The organism is Sulfitobacter profundi (assembly GCF_042661425.1).
In the GTDB taxonomy this organism is placed as follows: Bacteria; Pseudomonadota; Alphaproteobacteria; order Rhodobacterales; family Rhodobacteraceae; genus Sulfitobacter; species Sulfitobacter profundi.
Genome location: NZ_JBHSWA010000001.1, coordinates 1,249,497 through 1,268,964, shown reverse-complemented (window position 1 = coordinate 1,268,964; position 19,468 = coordinate 1,249,497). Strand labels below are relative to the sequence as shown.

Below are 19,468 nucleotides of genomic sequence, written 5' to 3'. Positions count from 1 at the left end.
GTCACAGACAGGCCAGAACTAGGGCGATTGCCCACATCACCAACCATGCCTGCCAGAGGCGGGTGATGGCCGCATCGATCTCCTGAGGTCCGATGACGCGCGCCCCCGCGCCGTGCACCCAAGGAAACTGCTGCACCTGCCCATCATAGCTGCGCGGACCGGCGAGGGCCACACCTATGGCCCGCGCCATGGCGGCTTCCGGCCAACCGGCGTTGGGCGAACGGTGCAGCGCCGCATCCGCCCGGATGTCGCGCCAGTGGTGTAGCACCCCGCCGGGCAGGGCGATGAGCAGCGCGGTCAGCCGAGCAGGGACGAGGTTCAGCAGGTCATCCATCCGCGCCGCGGCCCAGCCGAAATCGGCATAGCGCGGGGTGCGGTAGCCGATCATACTGTCGGCGGTGTTGACGATTTTATAGACCAGCAGCCCCGGCAGTCCGCCCAGCAGAAACCAAAGGCAGGCGCGATGATGCCATCGCTAAGGTTTTCCGCGCCGCTTTCGATGGCCGAGCGTGCCACGGCGTCTGGGGGCATCTCGCCAGTGTCGCGGCTGACGATCATCGCCACCGCGCGGCGGCCTGTGGGCAGCGATTGGCGCAGTCCGTCCGCCACCGCGCGCAGGTGCTCAACGAGGGAGCGTTGCGCCAGCAGGATCGCGGCGATGATGATCTCGGCCAGTGGGCCAAGAAGGCTCAGCACCCAGCCAAGGCACGCCATCCCGATCATCAGCGCCAGCAGCAGCGCCACGCCCTTGGCACGCCGCGAATGGCCGTGGTTCAACCGACGATCCCCAGAGCCGATCAGCCGCCCCATCAGCACCGCCGGATGCGGCAAGCGCCGCCAGAGCCATTCCGGTTCTCCAAGGGCCGCGTCGAGCAGCATGGCCAGCGCAAGGACCGCCGCCGTGCTCATGCCAGCGCCCGCTCCAACCGCGACCAACCCTCGGCGGGGGCAGGCCGAGGCGCAGCCAGCGTGGGTTATAGGGGAAGACGCGGGTCCAGATGTGATGCTGGGCGAGGCGTTCCTGCCAAGCTTGCGCGTCATCGACCTCATAAAGCCGGAAAAGCGGAGTGCCGCCGACGGTTTGCGCCCCCGCTTCGGTCATCATTGTGTCGAGACGGGTGGCGTCAGTCGCCAGCCGGACCCGCGTGGCCTCGGCCCAAGCGCCATCCCGCAAGGCCGCCGCGCCAATATGCAATGCCGGTCCGCTTACCGGCCAAGGGCCGAGCATCTGGCCAAGCCGTGCCACCAAGGCCGGATCGCCGATGACAAAGCCCAGCCGCAGCCCGGCCAGCCCCCAGAACTTGCCAAAGCTTTTGAGGATCAGCGTGCCGGGTGTCGTGGCCTGCGCCATGAGGGTGGCGTCAGGGGTGATGTCGCAAAAGCTCTCGTCGATGATGCTGAGGGGGCGGTGACCTCTGCCGCATCCCAAAGCCGCCCGTCGGGGTTGTTGGGGTGCACATGGACGGCGGCGTGAGTGTCACCCTCTTCGACCACCTGCCAGCCGTTCTCGGCAAAGCTTGCGGCATGTTCATTGTAGGTCGGGCCGGGGATGCGCACGCGGCCCTTCGGTGCCAGCGCCGGGATGCGCGCAATGGCCGAGGATGCACCCGGCACGGCCAGCAGCGCAGCATCTGGTGGCACCTGCCAGAAGGCACGGGCGGCATCCACAAGCGCGGTTTGCGCTGCGGCATCGGGGAGCGCGTTCCACGCCTCAGCAGGCAGGGCGGGGATCGGGTAGGGCTGCGGATTGATCCCGGTCGACAGGTCGATCCACTCCGCCCGCTGCCCGCCGAAACGCGCCGCTGCCGCATCGACACCGCCGCCGTGGTCGCGCTGATCTGGCTGTTGCATCATCGTCCCCCTGCCGTTCTTGCTGCGGTGAAAGCGCAAAAGCGCTGCGCGATCAAGCGCCTTCCGCAAGGCAGGCAGGGAGAGAAGGGATCAGCCGCGCCCGTGCGGCGCGTCGAAATCCAGCACCGGGTTGATCGGGATGATCCGATGCGGGTTAATCGTGTCGTGGCTGTAGTGGTAGTGCCGCACGATATGGTCGAAGTTCACCGTCTCGGCCACGCCCGGCACCTGATAGAGTTCGCGCGTATAGGCCCAGATGTTCGGGTAATCGACGATCCGTTTGCGGTTACACTTGAAGTGCAGGTGATAGACCTTGTCGAAGCGCACCAGCGTGGTGAAGAGCCGCCAGTCGGCCTCGGTCATCTTGTCGCCTGCAAGGTAGCGGTTTTGCGACAGGATGTCTTCGATCCAATCCAATGTGTCGAAGAGCGGATGCACGGCGGCGTCATAGGCCTCCTGCGTGGTGGCGAAACCGGATTTGTAGACGCCATTGTTCAGCGTGTCATAGACGCGGGCGTTCACCTCTTCGATGCGGTCGTGCAGCGCGGCGGGGTGGTAGTCATCGCTGTTGCCGGTCAGCTCATCAAAGGCGCTGTTGAACATGCGGATGATCTCGGCGCTCTCGTTGCTCACGATGGTCTCGCGCTCTTTGTCCCAGAGGATCGGCACGGTGACGCGGCCCGTGAAATTGGGATCGGCACGGGTATAGATGTCGCGGGCATAGGGCAGGCCAAAGAGGGTATCGCCAGTGGCGCCGGGGAAGTCATCATCAAAGGTCCAGCCTTCGCCCAGCATATCGGGGTGTACGACCGACACGCCGATGTGATTCTCCAGCCCCTTCAACTGGCGGAAGATCAGCGCGCGATGTGCCCAAGGGCAGGCATAGCTGACATAGAGGTGATAGCGGCCCGATTCTGCTTTGAACCCGCCGTCGCCGCTGGGGCCGGCGCTGCCATCGGCGGTTACCCAGTTGCGAAACTTCGCTGCGGCGCGCTCAAACTTGCCGCCTGAGGATTTGGTATCATACCATTTGTCTTGCCATTTTCCGTCAACCAATAGGCCCATCTTGTTCTCCTTTGCATATTTGAGGATAAATCTAGGGCAGCGCATGCGACCTGCACATCTTCATGCGCGCGCAGCCGCCCTGCGCTGGCGCAGACTGCCCAAACGTCATCAAATCTTAACTTGAATTTTCTACGCTTTCCGCCAGCTTAGAGGCATCAGCGGGGGGATTGCTCATGGAAGAATTTCTGTCGAAAGAAATACAAGCGGGGCTGGATGCCGCGCGTATGGCAAGCCTGCGCAAGGGCGCGCGCCTGCGGCTTGAGGTGGGCGGTGATGTCTACCGGGTGCTGCGTATGTGGAAGACCGGTTTTTCCGTCGATGCGGCAGATGCGCCCAAGCTGCGCGGGCTGGTCGATCTTTATGATGGCAGCCTGCATCTGTTCCAATGTCTCATCGTGGCGAGCGAGGAAGAAGCGGGCGAAATGCGTTATGAGTTCAAACGCGCGACCGCCGTGGCAGACCGTCCGCCGCTTGATTTCGAGCGTCCCGCCGATGCGCCACTGGGGCTGATCGAAGACGGCCGCGCCTGAAAGGGCGGCACGGCGGGCCAGTCCCTCCGCGCCATTTTCCGATTATTGTAGATCGCTGAAAGCTTTTACGAGCCGGTCGCAAGCTTCCTCGACCCGCGCACGCGGGGTGGCGAGGTTGAAACGCATGAAGCTTTCGCCCCCGTGCCGAAGGTGGCGCCGTGGTTGGCTGCGATGGCGGCGCTTTTCTCGACACGTTTCTGAAACTCCGCCGGGTCCATCCCGGTGCCCGAAAAGTCCACCCAAGCCAGATAGGTCGATTCCAGCGGCATCGAACCTAGCCCCGGAATCGCGTTCACCGCGTCATCGAAGATCTGCCGGTTTCCGTCCAGATAGGCGGTCAGTTCATCCACCCACGCTGCACCCTCGGGGGAATAGGCCGCCGTTGCCATGATCAGCCCGAAGGAGTTCGCCGAGACGCCCAAAGCCGCCATGCGCTGGGCGAAGCGTTGGCGCAGCTTGGGGTCGTGAATGATGACGTTCCCGGTATGGCCGCCGGCGATGTTGAAAGTCTTGGTCGTGGCGGTCATCATCACCAGACGGTCTTCGATTCCGCCGATATGCGCCATGGGGATGTGCTTGTGCCCCGGCATCACCAGATCGTGGTGGATTTCATCCGAGACCAGCACCAGATCGTGCCGCTTGGCGAAATCGGCCACGCCTTGCAGTTCTTCGCGGCTCCAGACACGCCCGCCGGGGTTATGCGGCGAGCAGAGGATCACCATTTTCTCATCCCCGGTCATCAGGGCGTCATAGGCGTCGAAATCCATCTCGTAGCGGCCCGAGGCATTGGTCAGCGGGCATTCCACCACGCGCCGCTCGGCGGCGTTAATCACGCGGGCGAAGGCGTGATAGACCGGGGTGAACAGCACCACGCCATCACCGGGCTGGGTGAAGGCATCGACGCACATCGCGGTGCCGTTCACCAGTCCATGCGTGGTAAAGATTGCATCGGCATCGACCTTCCAGCCGTGGCGGTTTTCCATCCACCATTGGATCGCGGCAAGGTATTCGCTGTCGTCGCCGAAATACCCGTGCACCCCGTGGTCGATCTGGGCCTGAAGCGCGTCCTGCACCACCTGCGGGGGGCGGAAATCCATGTCGGCCACCCACATGGCGATGCCGCTATCCGCGGGCACGCCATAGATCGCTTCCATCTTGTCCCATTTCGCACAATGGGTGCCGCGCCGGTCGATGATGTCGTCAAAGCTCATGCTGGTCTCTCCTGATGTTGCGGCCAAGCTAACGGCTGCCGCAGGCGCTGCAAGCCCCCGGTTGCGCGATGCCCGGGCATGGCCTAAATGAGCGGGATGAAACGCCCGATCCTTTTGCACCCCGACCCACGGCTCAAGAAAGCCGCAGCCCCCGTCGCTGATCTCAGCGACGAGTTGCGCGTGCTGGGCGATGATATGTTGACCACCATGTATGACGCGCCGGGCATCGGCCTTGCCGCGCCGCAGATCGGCGTGTTGAGCCGGGTGATCGTGCTTGATTGCGTCAAGGAAGAGGGCGAAGCTCCGCGTCCGCTCTTGATGTTCAACCCTGAGATCGTAGCGTCTTCGGATGACCTGAACACCTATGAGGAAGGCTGCCTGAGCATTCCTGAGCAATACGCCGATGTGACCCGCCCGGCTGAGGTTGAGGTCCGCTGGCTCGACCGCGACGGCAAAGAGCAGCAGGAGGCGTTTGACGGCCTCTGGGCAACCTGTGTGCAGCATGAGATTGACCACCTCGATGGGAAGCTTTTCATCGATTACCTCAAGCCGTTGAAGCGCCAAATGATCACCCGCAAGATGGTGAAACTGAAGCGCGAGTTGGCACGCGGATGAGCGTGCAGGAGGTACTTCGCTGGCCCGACCCACGTCTGGCCGAGACCTGCGTGCCGATCGAAGAGATCACGCCAGAGATCGAAAAGCTGGCCGCCGATATGTTGGAGACGATGTATGCCGCGCCGGGGCGGGGCCTTGCCGGGCCGCAGGTTGGCGCGATGCTGCGGATCTTCGTGATGGATGCCGGTTGGAAAGAGGATAAGTCCGACCCGCTTGTCTGCATCAACCCGATGTTTCAAGAGATCGGCGAAGAGCGCGTGACCAATACCGAAGGCTGCCTAAGCATTCCGGGCATCAGCACCGACATCTCGCGCCCGTCGCAGGTGCAGATGGTTTGGACCGGGCTGAACGGTGGCCGCTATGTGCAAAGCCTTGAGGGTGCCGCCGCGCTGATCGCGCAGCATGAGATGGATCACCTTGACGGTGTGGTGACCTTCGATCACCTCGACGCGGACACCCGCGCCGCCAAGATTGCGGAGTTCAACGCCCAATGACCCTACGCCGCTACGTTGCATGGCCCGACAAACGCCTGCGCAGCCCCGCCGAACCCATTGAGGCGGTGACGGATGAAATTCGCACCCTTTGGGACGATATGATCGAGACGATGGACGCCATGCCCGGCGTCGGCCTTGCCGCGCCGCAGATTGGGGTGATGTTGCAGGTCGCGGTGGTCGATGCCTCCGAGGCACGCAACAAGCGCATCCGTTTGGCAAACCCGGTGATTATAGACGCCTCTGCCGTGCTGCACCCTTATGAGGAAGCCAGCCCGAACCTGCCCGGTTTCAGCGCCGTGATCCGCCGCCCTCGCGGCGTGAAGGTGCGGTTCCTTGATGAGACGGGGGCAGAGGTTGAGCGTGATTTCGTCGGGCTTGAGGCCGTCAGCGTGCAACACCAGATCGACCATCTGGCGGGCAAGATGTATTTCGACAACCTCAGCAAAACCAAGCGCGACATGCTGTTGCGCAAAGCACGTAAACAGAACGGCTGACGGCGCTCTCCAAGGCGCTGTCCGGCAGGAGTGAACAGATGCGACTGATCTTCATGGGCACGCCCGAGTTTTCGGTGCCGGTACTCGATGCGCTGGTGCAGGCGGGGCATGACATCTGCGCCGTCTATTGCCAGCCACCACGCCCTGCGGGCCGGGGCAAGAAACCCCGCCCCAGCCCGGTGCAGCAACGCGCTGAAGAGATTGGCCTGCTGGTGCGGCATCCGGTGTCGCTTAAACACCCCGAACCGCAGGAAGAATTCGCCGAGCTTGACGCAGATGCGGCGGTGGTCGTGGCCTACGGTCTGATCTTGCCGCAGGTCATTCTGGACGCGCCGAAACGGGGCTGCCTGAACATCCACGCAAGCCTGCTGCCGCGCTGGCGCGGGGCGGCGCCCATTCACCGTGCGATCATGGCGGGGGATGAAAAGACCGGCGTTTGCATCATGCAGATGGAAGCGGGGTTGGACACTGGGCCCGTGCTGCTCTGCGAAGAGACCGAGATCGGCGCGGCCGAGACCACGGCCGAATTGCACGACCGGCTGAGCGCCATGGGCGCGGTGGCGATCAACAAGGCGCTGTCGCGGTTGTCGGACCTGCCCCCCAGCCTCAGCCCGACGAGGGCGTGACCTATGCCGCCAAGATCGACAAGGCCGAGGCGCGCATCGACTGGGCCCGCCCGGCGGTTGAGGTAGACCGGCTGATCCGGGGCCTGTCGCCCTTTCCCGGCGCGTGGTTCGAAATCGACGGCCAGCGGGTGAAGGTGCTGGGATCGGTGCTGGACGAAGGCACCGGCGCGGCGGGCGAGGTGCTGTCAGATGACCTGCGCATCGCTTGCGGCGACGGTGCGGTGCGGCTCACGCGGTTGCAGCGCGCGGGCAAGGGCGTGCAGGAAGCGGATGTGTTTCAGCGCGGCGCGCAGATCCCGGTCGGCACTAACCTGAGCGCCGCTTAAGCGCTCAGCTTTTCGGCGGGGTGCTTTTGTAGACCGGCAGGTGCCAGCCGAAATAAAGCGATCCGGCGCGCAGCACCCAAGTGGTGGCGGCGCAGGCCAATAGCGGGTAGAGCGTCCCGTCGAAATAAGGCGCCAGCAGCACGGCCACAGCGGCACCGGAGAGCGCCGCAGTGGCGTAGAGTTCGCCTTGCGTCAGCACCAGTGGCAATTGGCCCACCACCACATCGCGCATCAGCCCGCCCATACAGCCGGTGATCATGCCCATGACGATGATGATCGGCGCGGATTGCTCTTGGGACATCGCCACACCGACCCCCGCCGCGACGGCGACGGCCAGTGCCAGACTGTCGAGCCAGATCAACGTGCGAAAGCGGCTTTCCAGAAGATGCGCGGTGAAAAACACCACCAGCGCCGCCACGATGGCCACGCCGAGCATACTGGGCGTTTCTATCCAAAAGATCGGGTTGCGGTCGAGCAGGAGGTCGCGGATCGTGCCGCCGCCCACGGCGGTCAGGCAGGCGATAAAGGCAAAGCCCACGATATCAAGCTGCGCCCGGCTGGCGACCAGCGCGCCGGTGATGGCAAAGACCAGCACGGCGGCATAGTCGAGCAGGGCCAGCAGGCTCACTTCTTGCCGCCCGGTTTGAAGGGGGCCATGCCGGCGCGGGCCAGTTCATCGGCGCGTTCGTTTTCGGGGTGGCCGGCGTGACCTTTGACCCATTTCCACGTCACATTGTGCCGCGCGTTCGCCGCGTCCAGCCGTTGCCAAAGCTCCGCGTTTTTCACGGGTTTTTTGGCGGCGTTCTTCCAGCCGTTTTTCTTCCAGCCGAAGATCCAACCGGTGATGCCGTTTTTGACGTAGTTGCTGTCGGTCACGATGGTGATCTCAGTGGCGCGGCTGAGCGATTCCAGCGCCGAGATCGCGGCCATCAGTTCCATGCGGTTGTTGGTGGTTTGCGCCTCGCCGCCCTTCAACTCGCGTTCCTTGACGATCTTGTCGCCGTCCATGGCGCGCATCAACACGCCCCAGCCACCGGGGCCGGGATTGCCTGAGCAGGCTCCGTCTGTGTAGGCGTAAAGGTCTGGCATGTCGGCTCCCGTCGCGGTTTCAACGCGGTTTAGCGGCTGGCGCGCGGCGGTCAATCAGGCGGGTTGGCGCAAGACGCGGGGCACCTTGAACTCGACGTTTTCCTGCGCGGTTTCGACCAGTTCGGTGGTCACGTCATAGCGCGCTTTGAAGGCGTCGATCACTTCGTTGATCAGCACTTCGGGGGCCGATGCGCCCGCAGTGATGCCGATGCTGCCGATCCCATCAAGCGCGCGCCAATCAATGTCGTCCGCACGTTGCACCAGTTGCGCATAGGCGCAGCCCGCACGGGCGCCGACTTCGACCAGACGTTTGGAGTTCGACGAATTCGGCGCGCCCACCACCAGCATCGCGTCGCATTTGGGCGCCATGGCTTTGACGGCTTCTTGACGGTTGGTGGTGGCGTAGCAGATGTCTTCTTTATGCGGGCCGATGATGGCTGGGAACCGCGCCTGAAGGGCTGCGACGATATCGGCGGTGTCGTCAACGCTGAGCGTGGTCTGGGTGACATAGGCCAGCTGCGCCTCATCACGCACGGCGACACCGGCCACATCGTCGGGCGTTTCGACCAGCAGCACATCGCCATCGGGCAGTTGGCCCATGGTGCCGACCGTCTCAGGGTGGCCCGCGTGGCCGATCATGATGATCTGCAGCCCTGCATCGGCATGGCGCTGCGCCTCGATATGGACCTTGGAGACCAGTGGGCAGGTGGCATCGACATAGATCATATTGCGCGCCTGCGCCGCCGAGGGCACGGATTTCGGCACGCCATGGGCGGAAAAGATCACCGGACGGTCGTCGGGGCATTCGGAGAGTTCCTCGACAAAGACCGCGCCCTTGTCGCGCAGCCCGTCGACGACGAATTTATTGTGCACGATCTCATGGCGCACATAGACTGGGGCGCCCCATTTCTCGAGCGCTATTTCGACGATCTTGATTGCCCGGTCCACGCCCGCGCAGAATCCGCGCGGCGCGGCGAGGTAGAGGGTCAGGGGCGTGTTGGTCATGCGAAGTCTCCGAACGGCTTGGCGCAGAGGTAAGGGCTTGGGCGCTCTTCGTCCAGCCCGTCAGCCTTTCTTGGGCGCAGCCTCGCCCGCGGTGCCGTGAACGAGGGCGGCGGCCTGCGCCCGGTTGCGGATGCCCAATTTGCGGTAGCCCGATTTCGCATAGTCCGAGACGGTGTGGATCGAGAGGTTGCAGCGATGCGCGGTTTGCTGGCGTGTGTAGCCATGGGCCAGCAGGTTCACCACTTCGGCTTCGCGCGGGCTGAGTTTGCCAAAGGCCGATGGGGTCTCGGGCAGGGGTAACGGGGCGGTGCCGGTCAGGTCTTCGATGCGGCGGTGCATCAGCAGGCAAAAGAGGCGAAGATCCTCGGCCACGTCGCTAAAGCTCCGTTCAAACTCATCGGCCTCCATCCAATTGCCGATGATGAAGCCACCGAAACGTTCTGATCCTTTCAGCCGCATGGGCACCGCAAAGGCGGCGTGCAAACCTTCCCGTCCTGCGCGTGCGATCAGCGAATGCTCAGAGGGGGTAACATCGGGGTAAAGGTGCACGAAGGCCTGACCGATTGTCAGGACTTCATAGCTGGTGCACGAATGGTGGAGAAAGGGGTCATCCTCGGGGGGAGATCATCGTAAAGGTCGGGGATGGTGGATAAAAACTGGGCATCTTTGAAATCTGCCCCGACGCTGATGTGAATGGCGTGGGTGAAACCAATCTGTCGCAGCGCCTCTACAATGCCGTCCCAGAGCTTGCCTACATCCTGTAGCTTCTCCAGCCGCACCGCATCATCGAAAAGCATCGTCCCTCACTTTAACCCCCTTTTTCGGGGGTCGTCTACTTCTACGGGAACGGGTACTGTGGGATCAAGGGGAACGCATGGGTTCATGTGCTGTATTGTATCTTCCCTGGGGTATTTTAGAAATTTCACAGGCCAGTGACGCCATTGTCACTGGTCTGTTATTCGTCTGCCTGCCCCCTTTGAGGCAGGCACAAGAAGGCCACTGCTGCGGCTAGCAACATGGTTTTGGGCGGAAATAAGGCGGTTTGCGCTTAGTCTTGCGAGGTCGAGATCGGATCGCGCGGCGGACGGCCAATGACATCACGCAGATCGTCAAGCTCGATAAAGTTGTCGGCTTGGCGACGCAGATCGTCAGAGATCATCGGCGGCTGGCTGCGATCGTCGACACGACAGAAACGCGCACGCCTTGGCGTTGCAGGCTTTCGACCAGCGGACGGAAGTCGCCGTCGCCGGAAAAGATCACGATATGGTCGACACGCGGTGCCAGTTCCATCGCATCAACGGCCAGTTCGATGTCCATGTCGCCTTTGACTTTGCGCCGGCCCATGCTGTCGGTGTATTCCTTGGCCGGTTTGGTGACCATGGAAAAGCCGTTGTAGTTCAGCCAGTCAACAAGCGGGCGGATCGGCGAATACTCATCGTTTTCCAGCAATGCGGTATAGTAGAAGGCGCGCAGCAGCTTGCCGCGGCGCATGAACTCTTGCCGCAGCAACTTATAGTCGATGTCGAAGCCAAGCGTCTTTGCTGCGGCGTAGAGGTTGGAGCCGTCTATGAAAAGCGCCAAACGCTCATCTTTGTAGAACATTAATCTATCCTTTCGGCAGGCTTCGCCGTATTCCCGGTTTGAGTTGTAATCGTCGCAGATTAATAAATCTGTGACGGCTGGCGATGCCCCCACATCAGGGTGCATAACTAAGGCTTTTTAACGATGTCGCAAGACCCCGTGGGTATGGAATTAAGCAGTAGAGAGCCTATACGAAAGTATAGTCTCCTGATTGCGCTTGGTGGGAACCTCGGCTCTTCTGTCGGTGCGCCGCAGGAAACCCTGAAGTCGGCTTTGAAGCTGTTGCAAACCTCCGGCGCGGTGATTCGCGCGACCAGTGCATTCTATCATACACCGGCTTTTCCCGCAGGAGCGGGGCCCGATTATGTGAATGCCGCAGCACGTCTGGAGGCCCCTTGGGATCCGGCGAAGGCGCTTGGCGTCTTGCATCGGATCGAGGCGCAGTTGGGTCGGGAGCGGGTGCAGCGTTGGGGCCAGCGCACTTTGGATTTGGATTTGCTGGCCTGTGATGATATCGTGTTGCCAGACCGTAACACCCACAAGATGTGGCGTGATTTGCCGCTTGAGGCGCAGATTGGCCGCACGCCAGAGCAGTTGATCCTGCCGCATCCGCGCCTGCAAGACCGCGCTTTTGTGCTGGTGCCGCTGGCCGACGTGGCTCCCGATTGGGTGCACCCGCTGCTGGGAAAACCGGTGCGCACCTTGCTTGAGGCTCTGCCTGAGCGGGATCGTGCCGAGGTGCGGCGCCTGTAATAACGGCTTGTAAATCTGCCCGAAGCGGCCTAAATACCGCACTTCTGGCAGCAAATGAGATATTGGAGGCTTCATGGCCCGCGTCACCGTCGAAGATTGTGTGGATAAGGTTCCGAACCGTTTCGAGCTCGTCATGCTGGCCGCGCACCGCGCCCGTGAGATTGCTGCCGGATCGCCGCTGACCGTCGACCGCGACAACGACAAGAACCCGGTCGTGTCCCTGCGTGAGATTGCGGACGAAACGCAGTCGGCTGATGATCTGCGCGAGCGTCTGATCGAAAGCAATCAGAACCAGATCGAAGTCGACGAACCCGAAGAAGACGCCATGGCGCTTTTGATGGGTGGCGAAGAGGACAAGCCCGAAGAAGACAGCATGTCCGAAGAAATGTTGCTGCGCCAGTTGATGGCCGCACAGGGGCAGGGCTAACCCCCGCGCCCCGGCCGGGGCAATGAGGCAGATGGCATGAACAGCGCCGACATTACTGCCGATGACCTGATCGCTCTTGTTCAAGGCTACAATCCGCGTACCAACGAACCCCTGATCCGCGCCGCTTTCGACTACGGGGCGCGGATGCATGAGGGGCAGTTTCGCCATTCCGGTGAGCCCTATTTCACCCACCCCGTCGCTGTCGCTGCGATCCTCACGGAACAGCAGCTTGACGATGCGACGATCATCACCGCCCTTTTGCACGATACGATCGAAGACACCAAAGCGTCTTATGCCGAGGTGCAGAGTCTCTTTGGCGGCGAAGTGGCGGAATTGGTCGATGGTGTCACCAAGCTGACCAATCTTCAGCTCAACTCGACCGAGACCAAACAGGCCGAGAATTTCCGCAAGCTCTTTATGGCGATGTCCAAGGACTTGCGTGTCATCCTCGTCAAGCTTGCCGACCGTTTGCACAACATGCGCACGATCAAATCCATGCGCCCGGACAAGCAGGTCAAAAAGGCGCGGGAGACGATGGACATTTATGCGCCGCTCGCGGGCCGTATGGGCATGCAGTGGATGCGCGAAGAGTTGGAAGACCTCGCGTTTCGCGTGCTCAACCCCGATGCCCGCGCGTCGATCATCCGGCGGTTCATCACCCTGCAACGCGACACCGGCGATGTGATTCAGCGGATCACCGGCGACATGCGGGTGGAGTTGGAAAAAGCGGATATCGACGCCGAGGTTTTTGGCCGGGCCAAGAAACCCTATTCGATCTGGCGCAAGATGGAGGAGAAGGAACAGAGCTTCTCCCGTCTGTCCGACATTTACGGCTTTCGCGTTATCACCGCCTCTGACGAGGATTGCTACCGCACACTCGGCGCGATCCATCGCCGCTGGCGCGCGGTGCCGGGGCGGTTCAAGGATTACATCAGCCAGCCCAAGACCAACGGCTATCGTTCGATCCATACCACCGTCTCGGGCCGCGATGGCAAGCGGGTGGAAGTGCAGATCCGCACCCGGCAGATGCATGACGTGGCCGAGACCGGCGTCGCCGCGCATTGGTCCTACCGCGATGGTGTGCGTAGCCGAAACCCCTTTGCCGTTGATCCCGCCAAATGGATCAGCCAGCTGACCGAGCAGTTCGACGCCGAGACCGACCACGAGGATTTCCTCGAAGCGGTGAAGCTTGAGATGTACGCGGATCAGGTCTTCTGCTTCACGCCTAAAGGCGATGTGGTGAAACTGCCGCGCGGGGCGACGCCGATTGATTTTGCCTATGCGATCCACACCCGGATCGGCAACGCTTGCGTTGGGGCCAAAGTCGACGGGATGCGTGTGCCGCTCTGGACGCGGATCAAAAACGGCCAGTCGATTGAGATCACCACCGCGCAGGGGCAAACACCGCAGGTCACATGGCTTGATATCGCCACCACCGGCAAGGCCAAGTCGGCAATCCGGCGGTCCCTGCGCGAGGTCGACCGCGAGCGCTTTATCAAACTGGGCCGCGAATTGGCGCGCTCGGCCTTCGCGCAGGTCGGCAAGAAGGCCACCGATAAGGTGCTGCATACCGTCGCCAAGAACATGCGGCTCAACGGCCCCGATGAGGTGCTCGCCCGGCTTGGCAGTTCCGAACTCACAGGCCGCGAAGTGGTGGAATGCGTCTATCCTGACCTTGCCCCGCAAAAGGGCGAGCAGATCGACGTGCGCCGCGCCGTCGTGGGGCTGGAGCCGGGCCAGAGCTTTGACCGCGCGCCCTGCTGCACGCCGCTGCCCGGTGAGCGGATCGTCGGCATCACCTTCCGTGGCAAGGGCGTGACCGTCCACTCAATCGACTGCGACCGCCTGTCGGAGTACGAAGACCAGCCCGAGCGTTGGCTGGATCTGCGTTGGCACGATGGCAGCCACCCGGCGGTCTATACCTGCGCGTTGGACATCACCATCGGCAACGGCGCGGGCGTACTGGGGCGGGTCTGCACCTTGATCGGCGAAGCCTCGGCCAATATCTCTGATTTGGAGTTTGTGGAGCGCAAGCCTGACTTTTACCGGTTGGTGGTCTATGTGGATCTCAGAGACGTAAGTCACCTGCATTCGTTGATGTCCACGATCGAAGCCGAAAGTGAAGTCGCCGATGTCAGCAGGCACCGCAATATGAGCATGGGAAAGACTGTCGAAAAGACCGACTGACCCCGCGCAGACGAAACGCCGATACTGGACCTGAGACTTGATTTTCAAACGCCGCGATCCGAAACCGACCCTGCGCGCGCTGGCCGAGTTTCTGTGGCCGCGGGGTGGTTGGACACGTGCGTTTCACTACGTCAAACACCGGATGCGGCGGCTGCCCGACAGCCCCGAGCGCATTGCGCGCGGCATCTGGGCCGGAGTCTTTACCACCTTCACGCCCTTCTATGGTCTGCACTTCATTGTGGCGGCACTAATCGGGCGGGTGATGCGGGCCAATATCCTCGCCGCCCTTATGGCGACCTTCTTTGGCAACCCGCTGACTTATGTCCCCATCGGCATCGCGGCTTTGCAGACCGGGCATTGGATCCTTGGCGCGCCCGTGGCCCCGAAAGAGCATCGCTCCTTCGGGGGAAGTTTCTGGATGCGGGCCGCGATCTGCAAGAGAACTTTGTCGCGATTTTTACCGATAGCCAGATGGATTGGACGGGGCTGACCGCCTTTTTCCATCAGGTCTTCTACCCCTATCTGATCGGGGGCATCCTGCCGGGGATGATCTGCGCCTCTATCGCCTATTATATCTCGGTGCCGGTGCTGCGGGCTTACCAAAAGCGGCGGCGCGGGATGATCAAGGCCAAGTTCGAGGCGCTCAAGCATAAGGCGGCGCAAAAGGCCGAGGCCAAGCGCCACGCGGACTGAGGCTTTCAGGGCATCAATTTTCCGGAAAAACCGCTTCCCCCTATGGGGTTGGCGAAATTTCCGACCTATGGTCGGGCAAGTGATGCAAGGGGAATCGAGATGGCGGATCAACCAAAGCTGAGATTGGGCGTGAACATTGACCATGTGGCGACCGTGCGCAACGCGCGGGGCGGCGCCTATCCTGACCCGCTGCGCGCGGCCAAGATCGCGGAAAAGGCTGGCGCCGATGGCATCACCGCGCATCTGCGCGAAGACCGGCGGCATATCTCTGATGCCGATATCGAAGGGTTGATGGAGGTGCTTTCCGTCCCGCTGAACTTTGAGATGGCCGCCACCGACGAGATGCAAAAGATTGCCCTGCGCCACAGGCCCCATGCCGTCTGCATCGTGCCCGAAAAGCGCGAAGAGCGCACCACCGAAGGCGGGCTGGAAGTCGCCCGCGAGGAGAATAAGCTGGCCCATTTCATCGCGCCCCTGCGTGAGGCGGGCAGCCGGGTGTCGATCTTCATCGCCGCCGAGCCTGCGCAGATCGAAGCCGCCAATCGCATTGGGGCAGAGGTGATCGAACTGCACACCGGCGCCTATTGCGATGCCTTTGCCGAAGGCCGCTGGGATGAGGCGGACGTTGAGCTTAAAAAGCTGCGCGAGATGTCTAGTTTCGCAGCTTCCCTCGGGCTTGAGGTTCATGCCGGACACGGGCTGACCTATGACACGGTGACCCCCATCGCGGCCTTTCCAGAGGTGCGCGAACTCAACATCGGGCACTTCCTGATCGGAGAGGCAATATTCCTCGGGCTGGAACCCGCCATAACAGAGATGCGCCGCCTGATGGATGAGGCCCGCGAGGGCTGAGCCCGCCGGTCTTCGGTGGCGAAAATCCACTCAATGGATGCCTTCTTCTGGACCCAAAACGGCTTTGACTGCGTTGGGCCGCCAGACTGGTTAACAAACCTAAGGAGGCACCAATGAGCGACCATATCGACACACTGAAGAAGCTCCACACCCGCCTGATCGACAGCCGCGACGGCTATCGTGAATCCCGCAAGCAGGTCTCGGATGAGGCCGCCTTCGTCGGCTTCTTCGACCAGCGCATCGCTGAGCGCGAGAAGTTCCACACCGAATTGCACCGCCAGTTGGGTGTCGATGGCGTGGATGTCTCCGAAGAAGGCTCCGCCGCTGCATCGGCCCACCGTGGTTGGCTGAAACTGCGCGACGCGGTGACCGGCGATGACGAAGCCGTCTATGACGAGATCGTCAACGGCGAATCCGCATTGGTCGAAAACTACGACGATGCGATCAAAGCCACCGCTGGCCGCCCCGGTTATGAGTTCCTGACCGAGCAGCGCGCCTCTGTGCAGCGCGCCATTGATGAGGCGAAAGCCGAAAAAGCGCGCCACGCCACGGCCTAAGCTGCGCGACATCCCGAGTTTAACGCCGTCCCGTTCCGCGGGGCGGCGTTTTTGCGTCGTATTGCTGCTTTTCCTCGGCAACGGCGCATGATCTATTGTCGGTAAAGGGCGCATCGGCCCCGTCACGCGACAAGAATGGCACTCAATGATCCTCGGCATCGGCACTGATTTGGCAAATATCGAGCGTATCCAAGGCACGCTCGACCGCTTTGGCGACCGTTTCCGCAATCGCGTTTTTACGGACGTGGAACAGCGCAAGGCAGAGCGTCGCCGCGATGTCGCGGGAACTTACGCCAAACGCTGGGCCGCGAAAGAGGCATGTTCAAAGGCGCTTGGCACCGGGCTGCGCATGGGCATTGCATGGCGCGACATGGCGGTCAGCAATCTGCGCACCGGCCAACCCGTGATGGAAGTGACCGGTTGGGCCGCCGACCGTCTGGCCGCGATGACCCCGCCGGGGCATGAGGCGATCATCCATGTCACCCTGACCGATGACCACCCCTGGGCGCAGGCCTTTGTCGTGATCGAAGCGCGCCCCTTGCCGATTGAGACCCCTCAGGCTGGCGCGCCCCGCCGTTTCGCGTCATATGCACGCGGGGCAGGCCGATCCGGCCCCGCGTCACTTGACTTGGCCCGCACGGCCCCGCATGTAACCCCAAACCGATATGTCAGGAGCGCCGCATGGCCGCTAAGGAAAAAACCGGCAACGCCTTTGTCGAAACCATCAAGACAATCTTCTGGGCGCTGCTGATCGCGGGTGTCTTTCGGACCCTGTTCTTCCAGCCCTTCTGGATCCCCTCCGGCTCCATGAAAGAGACGCTGCTGATCGGCGATTTCCTTTTCGTGAATAAGATGGCTTACGGCTATTCCTATGCGTCTTGCCCCAGTCTGATGCTCCCTGGTGTCGGGATCGAGATCGACGCCAAGGATGTCTGCGGAGTGTTCGACGGCGACAACGATCGGCTTTTCGGGTCCGAGCCTGAGCGCGGCGATGTGGTGGTCTTCCGTCATCCCGTATCGGGCCGCGACTACATCAAACGTCTGATCGGTCTGCCGGGGGACAAGGTGCAGATCCAAAACGGCGTCATCAGCCTGAACGGCACCCCGGTCAAAGTCGAAGATGCAGGCACCTTTGAAGAGGTCATGGCCCCGCAAGGCCCACAACAACTGCGCCCGCGTTGCGAAAACGGCCCCGTTGGGCAAGGCGGCAGCTGCGTCAAAAGCCGCCAGATCGAAACGCTGCCCAATGGCGTCTCGCATCCGATCTTGAACATCACCAACCAGCAGTCGGACAACACGGGCGTCTATACCGTGCCTGAGGGGCATTACTTCTTCATGGGCGACAACCGCGACAATTCTGCCGATAGCCGGTTGGCGCAGCGCGCCGGTGGCGTGGGTTTCGTGCCGTTTGAGAACCTGATTGGCCGCGCGGATCGCATCATGTTCAGTTCTGCCGGGCGTTCGATGCTGTTCTTCTGGACATGGCGCAGCGACCGTTTCTTCGAAGCTGTAAGATGAAGCTAAGCGGAGACCTCAAAGCCTTTGAGGCGCGGATCGGCCACCACTTTGCCACGCCGGACCTGCTGGTGCGCGCCGTGACCCATGCCTCCATGTCCTCGGCCAACCGTGATGACAACCAGCGGTTGGAGTTTCTGGGCGACCGGGTGCTGGGCCTCGTCATGGCCGAGGCGCTGCTGGCGCTGGATCCCGGTGCGACCGAGGGGCAGTTGGCCCCGCGGTTCAACGCATTGGTGCGCAAGGAAACCTGCGCCGATGTGGCGCGCGAGATCGATCTGGGAAAGGTGCTGAAACTGGGCCGGTCTGAGATGATTTCGGGCGGGCGGCGCAAACAGGCGCTTTTGGGCGATGCGATCGAAGCGGTCATCGCTGCCGTCTATCTGGATGGCGGATTTGACGCGGCCAAGGCGCTGGTGCTGCGCCTCTGGGGCGACCGGCTCAAAACGGTTAAAGAAGACGCCCGCGACGCCAAAACCGCGTTGCAGGAATGGGCACAGGCGCGCGGGCTGACCCCGCCGCGCTATGTACAGACTGACCGCAGCGGCCCCGACCATGCGCCGGTCTTTACCATTACCGCGCGGTTGGACAACGGCGCCGAAGCCGCCGCCACCGCGCCCTCAAAACGCGCCGCCGAACAGGCCGCCGCCACCACGCTGTTGCGGCAATTGGAGAATAACTCATGACCACCCGTGCCGGATTCGTCGCCCTGATCGGAGAGCCCAACGCGGGCAAATCCACGCTGCTGAACCGCATGGTGGGGGCCAAAGTCTCGATCGTGACCCATAAGGTCCAGACCACCCGCGCCCGCATCCGCGGCGTGGCGATGGAGGGCGACGCGCAGCTGGTTTTCGTCGACACCCCCGGCCTGTTCCAGCCGCGCCGCCGGCTTGACCGTGCCATGGTGGCTGCCGCTTGGGGCGGGGCTGCCGATGCGGATGTGATCGTGCTTTTGATCGAAGCGCACCGTGGCATGACCGAGGGTGTCGAGCGTATCCTTGAGGAGCTCGGCAACATCGCCAAGGGCCGCCGCGTGGCGCTGGCAATCAACAAGATCGACCGCGTTGAGGCACCTGTGTTGCTGGGTCTGACCGAGAAGATGAACGCAGCTTTCGATTTCACCGAGACTTTCATGATCTCCGCCGAGCGTGGCCACGGTATCGACACGCTGCGCCAGTGGCTGGCCGGCGAGGTGCCGGAAGGCCCGTGGCTCTATCCCGAAGACCAGATCGCCGACCTGCCGATGCGCAACATCGCGGCCGAGATCACCCGCGAGAAACTGACCCTGCGGCTGCATCAGGAACTGCCCTATCAGCTCACGGTCGAGACCGAGAATTGGGAAGAGCGCAAGGACGGCTCGGCCCGGATCGATCAGTTGGTCTATGTCGTGCGCGACGGTCACAAGGGCATCGTGCTGGGCAATAAGGGCGAGACGATTAAGGCCGTGGGCAAGGCCGCCCGCGAAGAGCTTGAAGAGTTCTTGGGCCGCAAGGTGCATCTGTTCTTGCAGGTCAAGGTCCGTGCCAATTGGCTGGAAGAGGCCGAGCGCTATTCCGAGATGGGCTTGGATTTCAAAGATGGCAACGACTGAGCGTAA

18 protein-coding genes and 7 pseudogenes are annotated in these 19,468 nt (G+C 62.2%); 15 read left to right on the top strand and 10 right to left on the bottom strand.

All coding sequences use genetic code 11. The annotated features are described in order from the left end of the window. Position 1: 1 nt before the first annotated feature. The 3 genes and pseudogenes from cbiB to ACFQAU_RS06745 all read right to left on the bottom strand — a co-directional run bounded on the left by cbiB (position 2) and on the right by ACFQAU_RS06745 (position 2,916). A pseudogene (gene cbiB, locus ACFQAU_RS06755) lies at positions 2-909 on the bottom strand (adenosylcobinamide-phosphate synthase CbiB). Then, positions 906-1,851: pseudogene (gene cobD, locus ACFQAU_RS06750) on the bottom strand (threonine-phosphate decarboxylase CobD). The pseudogenes cbiB and cobD overlap by 4 nt, the downstream one beginning before the upstream one ends. Positions 1,852-1,941: 90 nt before the next feature. Continuing rightward, on the bottom strand, positions 1,942-2,916 hold the full coding sequence (locus ACFQAU_RS06745; RefSeq protein ID WP_132443823.1) for a glutathione S-transferase family protein: 975 nt from the start codon (positions 2,914-2,916) through the stop codon (positions 1,942-1,944). Positions 2,917-3,089: 173 nt separating this feature from the next. Between ACFQAU_RS06745 and ACFQAU_RS06740 the strand changes: the two genes are divergently transcribed. Further along, the gene (locus tag ACFQAU_RS06740) at positions 3,090-3,446 is read left to right on the top strand and encodes a hypothetical protein (RefSeq protein ID WP_120352295.1); all 357 of its coding nucleotides are present in this window, start codon (positions 3,090-3,092) and stop codon (positions 3,444-3,446) included. A 42-nt stretch (positions 3,447-3,488) separates the two neighbouring features. Here ACFQAU_RS06740 and ACFQAU_RS06735 read toward each other — a convergent pair. Next, a pseudogene (locus ACFQAU_RS06735) lies at positions 3,489-4,657 on the bottom strand (MalY/PatB family protein). Between the two features lie 96 nt (positions 4,658-4,753). Here ACFQAU_RS06735 and def (ACFQAU_RS06730) point away from each other — a divergent pair. The 4 genes and pseudogenes from def (ACFQAU_RS06730) (at position 4,754) to fmt (ending at position 7,212) form a co-directional block, all read left to right on the top strand. Next, positions 4,754-5,272 carry a peptide deformylase gene (gene def / locus ACFQAU_RS06730; protein ID WP_132443821.1) on the top strand — a complete coding sequence of 173 codons (519 nt, stop codon included), beginning with the start codon at positions 4,754-4,756 and terminating at the stop codon, positions 5,270-5,272. Next, positions 5,269-5,766, top strand: a complete 498-nt coding sequence (gene def, locus ACFQAU_RS06725; protein ID WP_132443820.1) for a peptide deformylase — start codon at positions 5,269-5,271, stop codon at positions 5,764-5,766. Before def (ACFQAU_RS06730) ends, def (ACFQAU_RS06725) begins: the two co-directional genes overlap by 4 nt. Beyond that, positions 5,763-6,260: a peptide deformylase gene (gene def, locus ACFQAU_RS06720; RefSeq protein WP_132443819.1), complete on the top strand. Its 498-nt coding sequence runs from the start codon at positions 5,763-5,765 to the stop codon at positions 6,258-6,260. Before def (ACFQAU_RS06725) ends, def (ACFQAU_RS06720) begins: the two co-directional genes overlap by 4 nt. Positions 6,261-6,298: 38 nt before the next feature. Then, positions 6,299-7,212: pseudogene (fmt, locus tag ACFQAU_RS06715) on the top strand (methionyl-tRNA formyltransferase). A 4-nt stretch (positions 7,213-7,216) separates the two neighbouring features. Here the strand turns inward: fmt and ACFQAU_RS06710 are convergent. The 6 genes and pseudogenes from ACFQAU_RS06710 to ACFQAU_RS06685 all read right to left on the bottom strand — a co-directional run bounded on the left by ACFQAU_RS06710 (position 7,217) and on the right by ACFQAU_RS06685 (position 10,908). Continuing rightward, positions 7,217-7,840, bottom strand: a complete 624-nt coding sequence (locus tag ACFQAU_RS06710; RefSeq protein ID WP_132443817.1) for a trimeric intracellular cation channel family protein — start codon at positions 7,838-7,840, stop codon at positions 7,217-7,219. Continuing rightward, positions 7,837-8,301 carry a ribonuclease HI gene (gene rnhA, locus ACFQAU_RS06705; protein ID WP_120351974.1) on the bottom strand — a complete coding sequence of 155 codons (465 nt, stop codon included), beginning with the start codon at positions 8,299-8,301 and terminating at the stop codon, positions 7,837-7,839. Before rnhA ends, ACFQAU_RS06710 begins: the two co-directional genes overlap by 4 nt. 54 nt (positions 8,302-8,355) lie before the next feature. Next, entirely contained in the window at positions 8,356-9,306 is a 951-nt protein-coding gene (ispH, locus tag ACFQAU_RS06700) for a 4-hydroxy-3-methylbut-2-enyl diphosphate reductase (protein ID WP_132443816.1), read from the bottom strand. A gap of 60 nt (positions 9,307-9,366) precedes the next feature. Then, positions 9,367-9,855: a helix-turn-helix transcriptional regulator gene (locus tag ACFQAU_RS06695; protein ID WP_386281314.1), complete on the bottom strand. Its 489-nt coding sequence runs from the start codon at positions 9,853-9,855 to the stop codon at positions 9,367-9,369. A 17-nt stretch (positions 9,856-9,872) separates the two neighbouring features. Beyond that, positions 9,873-10,103, bottom strand: coding sequence for a hypothetical protein (locus ACFQAU_RS06690; protein ID WP_386281311.1), 231 nt, complete (start codon positions 10,101-10,103; stop codon positions 9,873-9,875). Positions 10,104-10,354: 251 nt separating this feature from the next. Then, positions 10,355-10,908: pseudogene (locus ACFQAU_RS06685) on the bottom strand (LabA-like NYN domain-containing protein). A 123-nt stretch (positions 10,909-11,031) separates the two neighbouring features. Between ACFQAU_RS06685 and folK the strand changes: the two are divergent. From folK to era, 10 genes and pseudogenes are all read left to right on the top strand, one after another. Further along, a complete protein-coding gene (folK, locus tag ACFQAU_RS06680) occupies positions 11,032-11,640 on the top strand; it encodes a 2-amino-4-hydroxy-6-hydroxymethyldihydropteridine diphosphokinase (RefSeq protein ID WP_236627349.1) in 609 nt (202 codons plus the stop codon). Between the two features lie 73 nt (positions 11,641-11,713). After that, positions 11,714-12,067: a DNA-directed RNA polymerase subunit omega gene (rpoZ, locus tag ACFQAU_RS06675; RefSeq protein WP_120351971.1), complete on the top strand. Its 354-nt coding sequence runs from the start codon at positions 11,714-11,716 to the stop codon at positions 12,065-12,067. Between the two features lie 36 nt (positions 12,068-12,103). Beyond that, a complete protein-coding gene (locus tag ACFQAU_RS06670; protein WP_132443815.1) occupies positions 12,104-14,254 on the top strand; it encodes a RelA/SpoT family protein in 2,151 nt (716 codons plus the stop codon). Positions 14,255-14,291: 37 nt separating this feature from the next. Continuing rightward, positions 14,292-14,947, top strand: a pseudogene (locus tag ACFQAU_RS06665) (DUF2062 domain-containing protein). A gap of 99 nt (positions 14,948-15,046) precedes the next feature. After that, the gene (locus tag ACFQAU_RS06660) at positions 15,047-15,799 is read left to right on the top strand and encodes a pyridoxine 5'-phosphate synthase (protein WP_132443814.1); all 753 of its coding nucleotides are present in this window, start codon (positions 15,047-15,049) and stop codon (positions 15,797-15,799) included. A gap of 113 nt (positions 15,800-15,912) precedes the next feature. Next, entirely contained in the window at positions 15,913-16,356 is a 444-nt protein-coding gene (locus ACFQAU_RS06655) for a PA2169 family four-helix-bundle protein (RefSeq protein WP_120351969.1), read from the top strand. 145 nt (positions 16,357-16,501) lie between these two features. Continuing rightward, a pseudogene (acpS, locus tag ACFQAU_RS06650) lies at positions 16,502-16,900 on the top strand (holo-ACP synthase); the annotation flags it as partial. Between the two features lie 137 nt (positions 16,901-17,037). Beyond that, on the top strand, positions 17,038-17,874 hold the full coding sequence (gene lepB, locus ACFQAU_RS06645; RefSeq protein WP_120351967.1) for a signal peptidase I: 837 nt from the start codon (positions 17,038-17,040) through the stop codon (positions 17,872-17,874). Next, positions 17,871-18,557: a ribonuclease III gene (gene rnc / locus ACFQAU_RS06640; protein ID WP_132443812.1), complete on the top strand. Its 687-nt coding sequence runs from the start codon at positions 17,871-17,873 to the stop codon at positions 18,555-18,557. Before lepB ends, rnc begins: the two co-directional genes overlap by 4 nt. Continuing rightward, a complete protein-coding gene (era, locus tag ACFQAU_RS06635) occupies positions 18,554-19,462 on the top strand; it encodes a GTPase Era (RefSeq protein WP_132443811.1) in 909 nt (302 codons plus the stop codon). Before rnc ends, era begins: the two co-directional genes overlap by 4 nt. The last annotated feature ends 6 nt before the right edge of the window (positions 19,463-19,468 follow it).

Coding starts and splice junctions, on each gene's coding strand:
- ACFQAU_RS06655 (WP_120351969.1), top strand. CDS start 15,913: ATGAGCGACCATATCGACACACTGAAGAAGCTCCACACCCGCCTGATC.
- ACFQAU_RS06690 (WP_386281311.1), bottom strand. CDS start 10,103: ATGCTTTTCGATGATGCGGTGCGGCTGGAGAAGCTACAGGATGTAGGC.
- rnhA (WP_120351974.1), bottom strand. CDS start 8,301: ATGCCAGACCTTTACGCCTACACAGACGGAGCCTGCTCAGGCAATCCC.
- ACFQAU_RS06740 (WP_120352295.1), top strand. CDS start 3,090: ATGGAAGAATTTCTGTCGAAAGAAATACAAGCGGGGCTGGATGCCGCG.
- rnc (WP_132443812.1), top strand. CDS start 17,871: ATGAAGCTAAGCGGAGACCTCAAAGCCTTTGAGGCGCGGATCGGCCAC.
- rpoZ (WP_120351971.1), top strand. CDS start 11,714: ATGGCCCGCGTCACCGTCGAAGATTGTGTGGATAAGGTTCCGAACCGT.
- ACFQAU_RS06660 (WP_132443814.1), top strand. CDS start 15,047: ATGGCGGATCAACCAAAGCTGAGATTGGGCGTGAACATTGACCATGTG.
- ACFQAU_RS06670 (WP_132443815.1), top strand. CDS start 12,104: ATGAACAGCGCCGACATTACTGCCGATGACCTGATCGCTCTTGTTCAA.
- def (WP_132443819.1), top strand. CDS start 5,763: ATGACCCTACGCCGCTACGTTGCATGGCCCGACAAACGCCTGCGCAGC.
- folK (WP_236627349.1), top strand. CDS start 11,032: ATGTCGCAAGACCCCGTGGGTATGGAATTAAGCAGTAGAGAGCCTATA.
- era (WP_132443811.1), top strand. CDS start 18,554: ATGACCACCCGTGCCGGATTCGTCGCCCTGATCGGAGAGCCCAACGCG.
- ACFQAU_RS06745 (WP_132443823.1), bottom strand. CDS start 2,916: ATGGGCCTATTGGTTGACGGAAAATGGCAAGACAAATGGTATGATACC.
- lepB (WP_120351967.1), top strand. CDS start 17,038: ATGGCCGCTAAGGAAAAAACCGGCAACGCCTTTGTCGAAACCATCAAG.
- def (WP_132443821.1), top strand. CDS start 4,754: ATGAAACGCCCGATCCTTTTGCACCCCGACCCACGGCTCAAGAAAGCC.
- ispH (WP_132443816.1), bottom strand. CDS start 9,306: ATGACCAACACGCCCCTGACCCTCTACCTCGCCGCGCCGCGCGGATTC.
- def (WP_132443820.1), top strand. CDS start 5,269: ATGAGCGTGCAGGAGGTACTTCGCTGGCCCGACCCACGTCTGGCCGAG.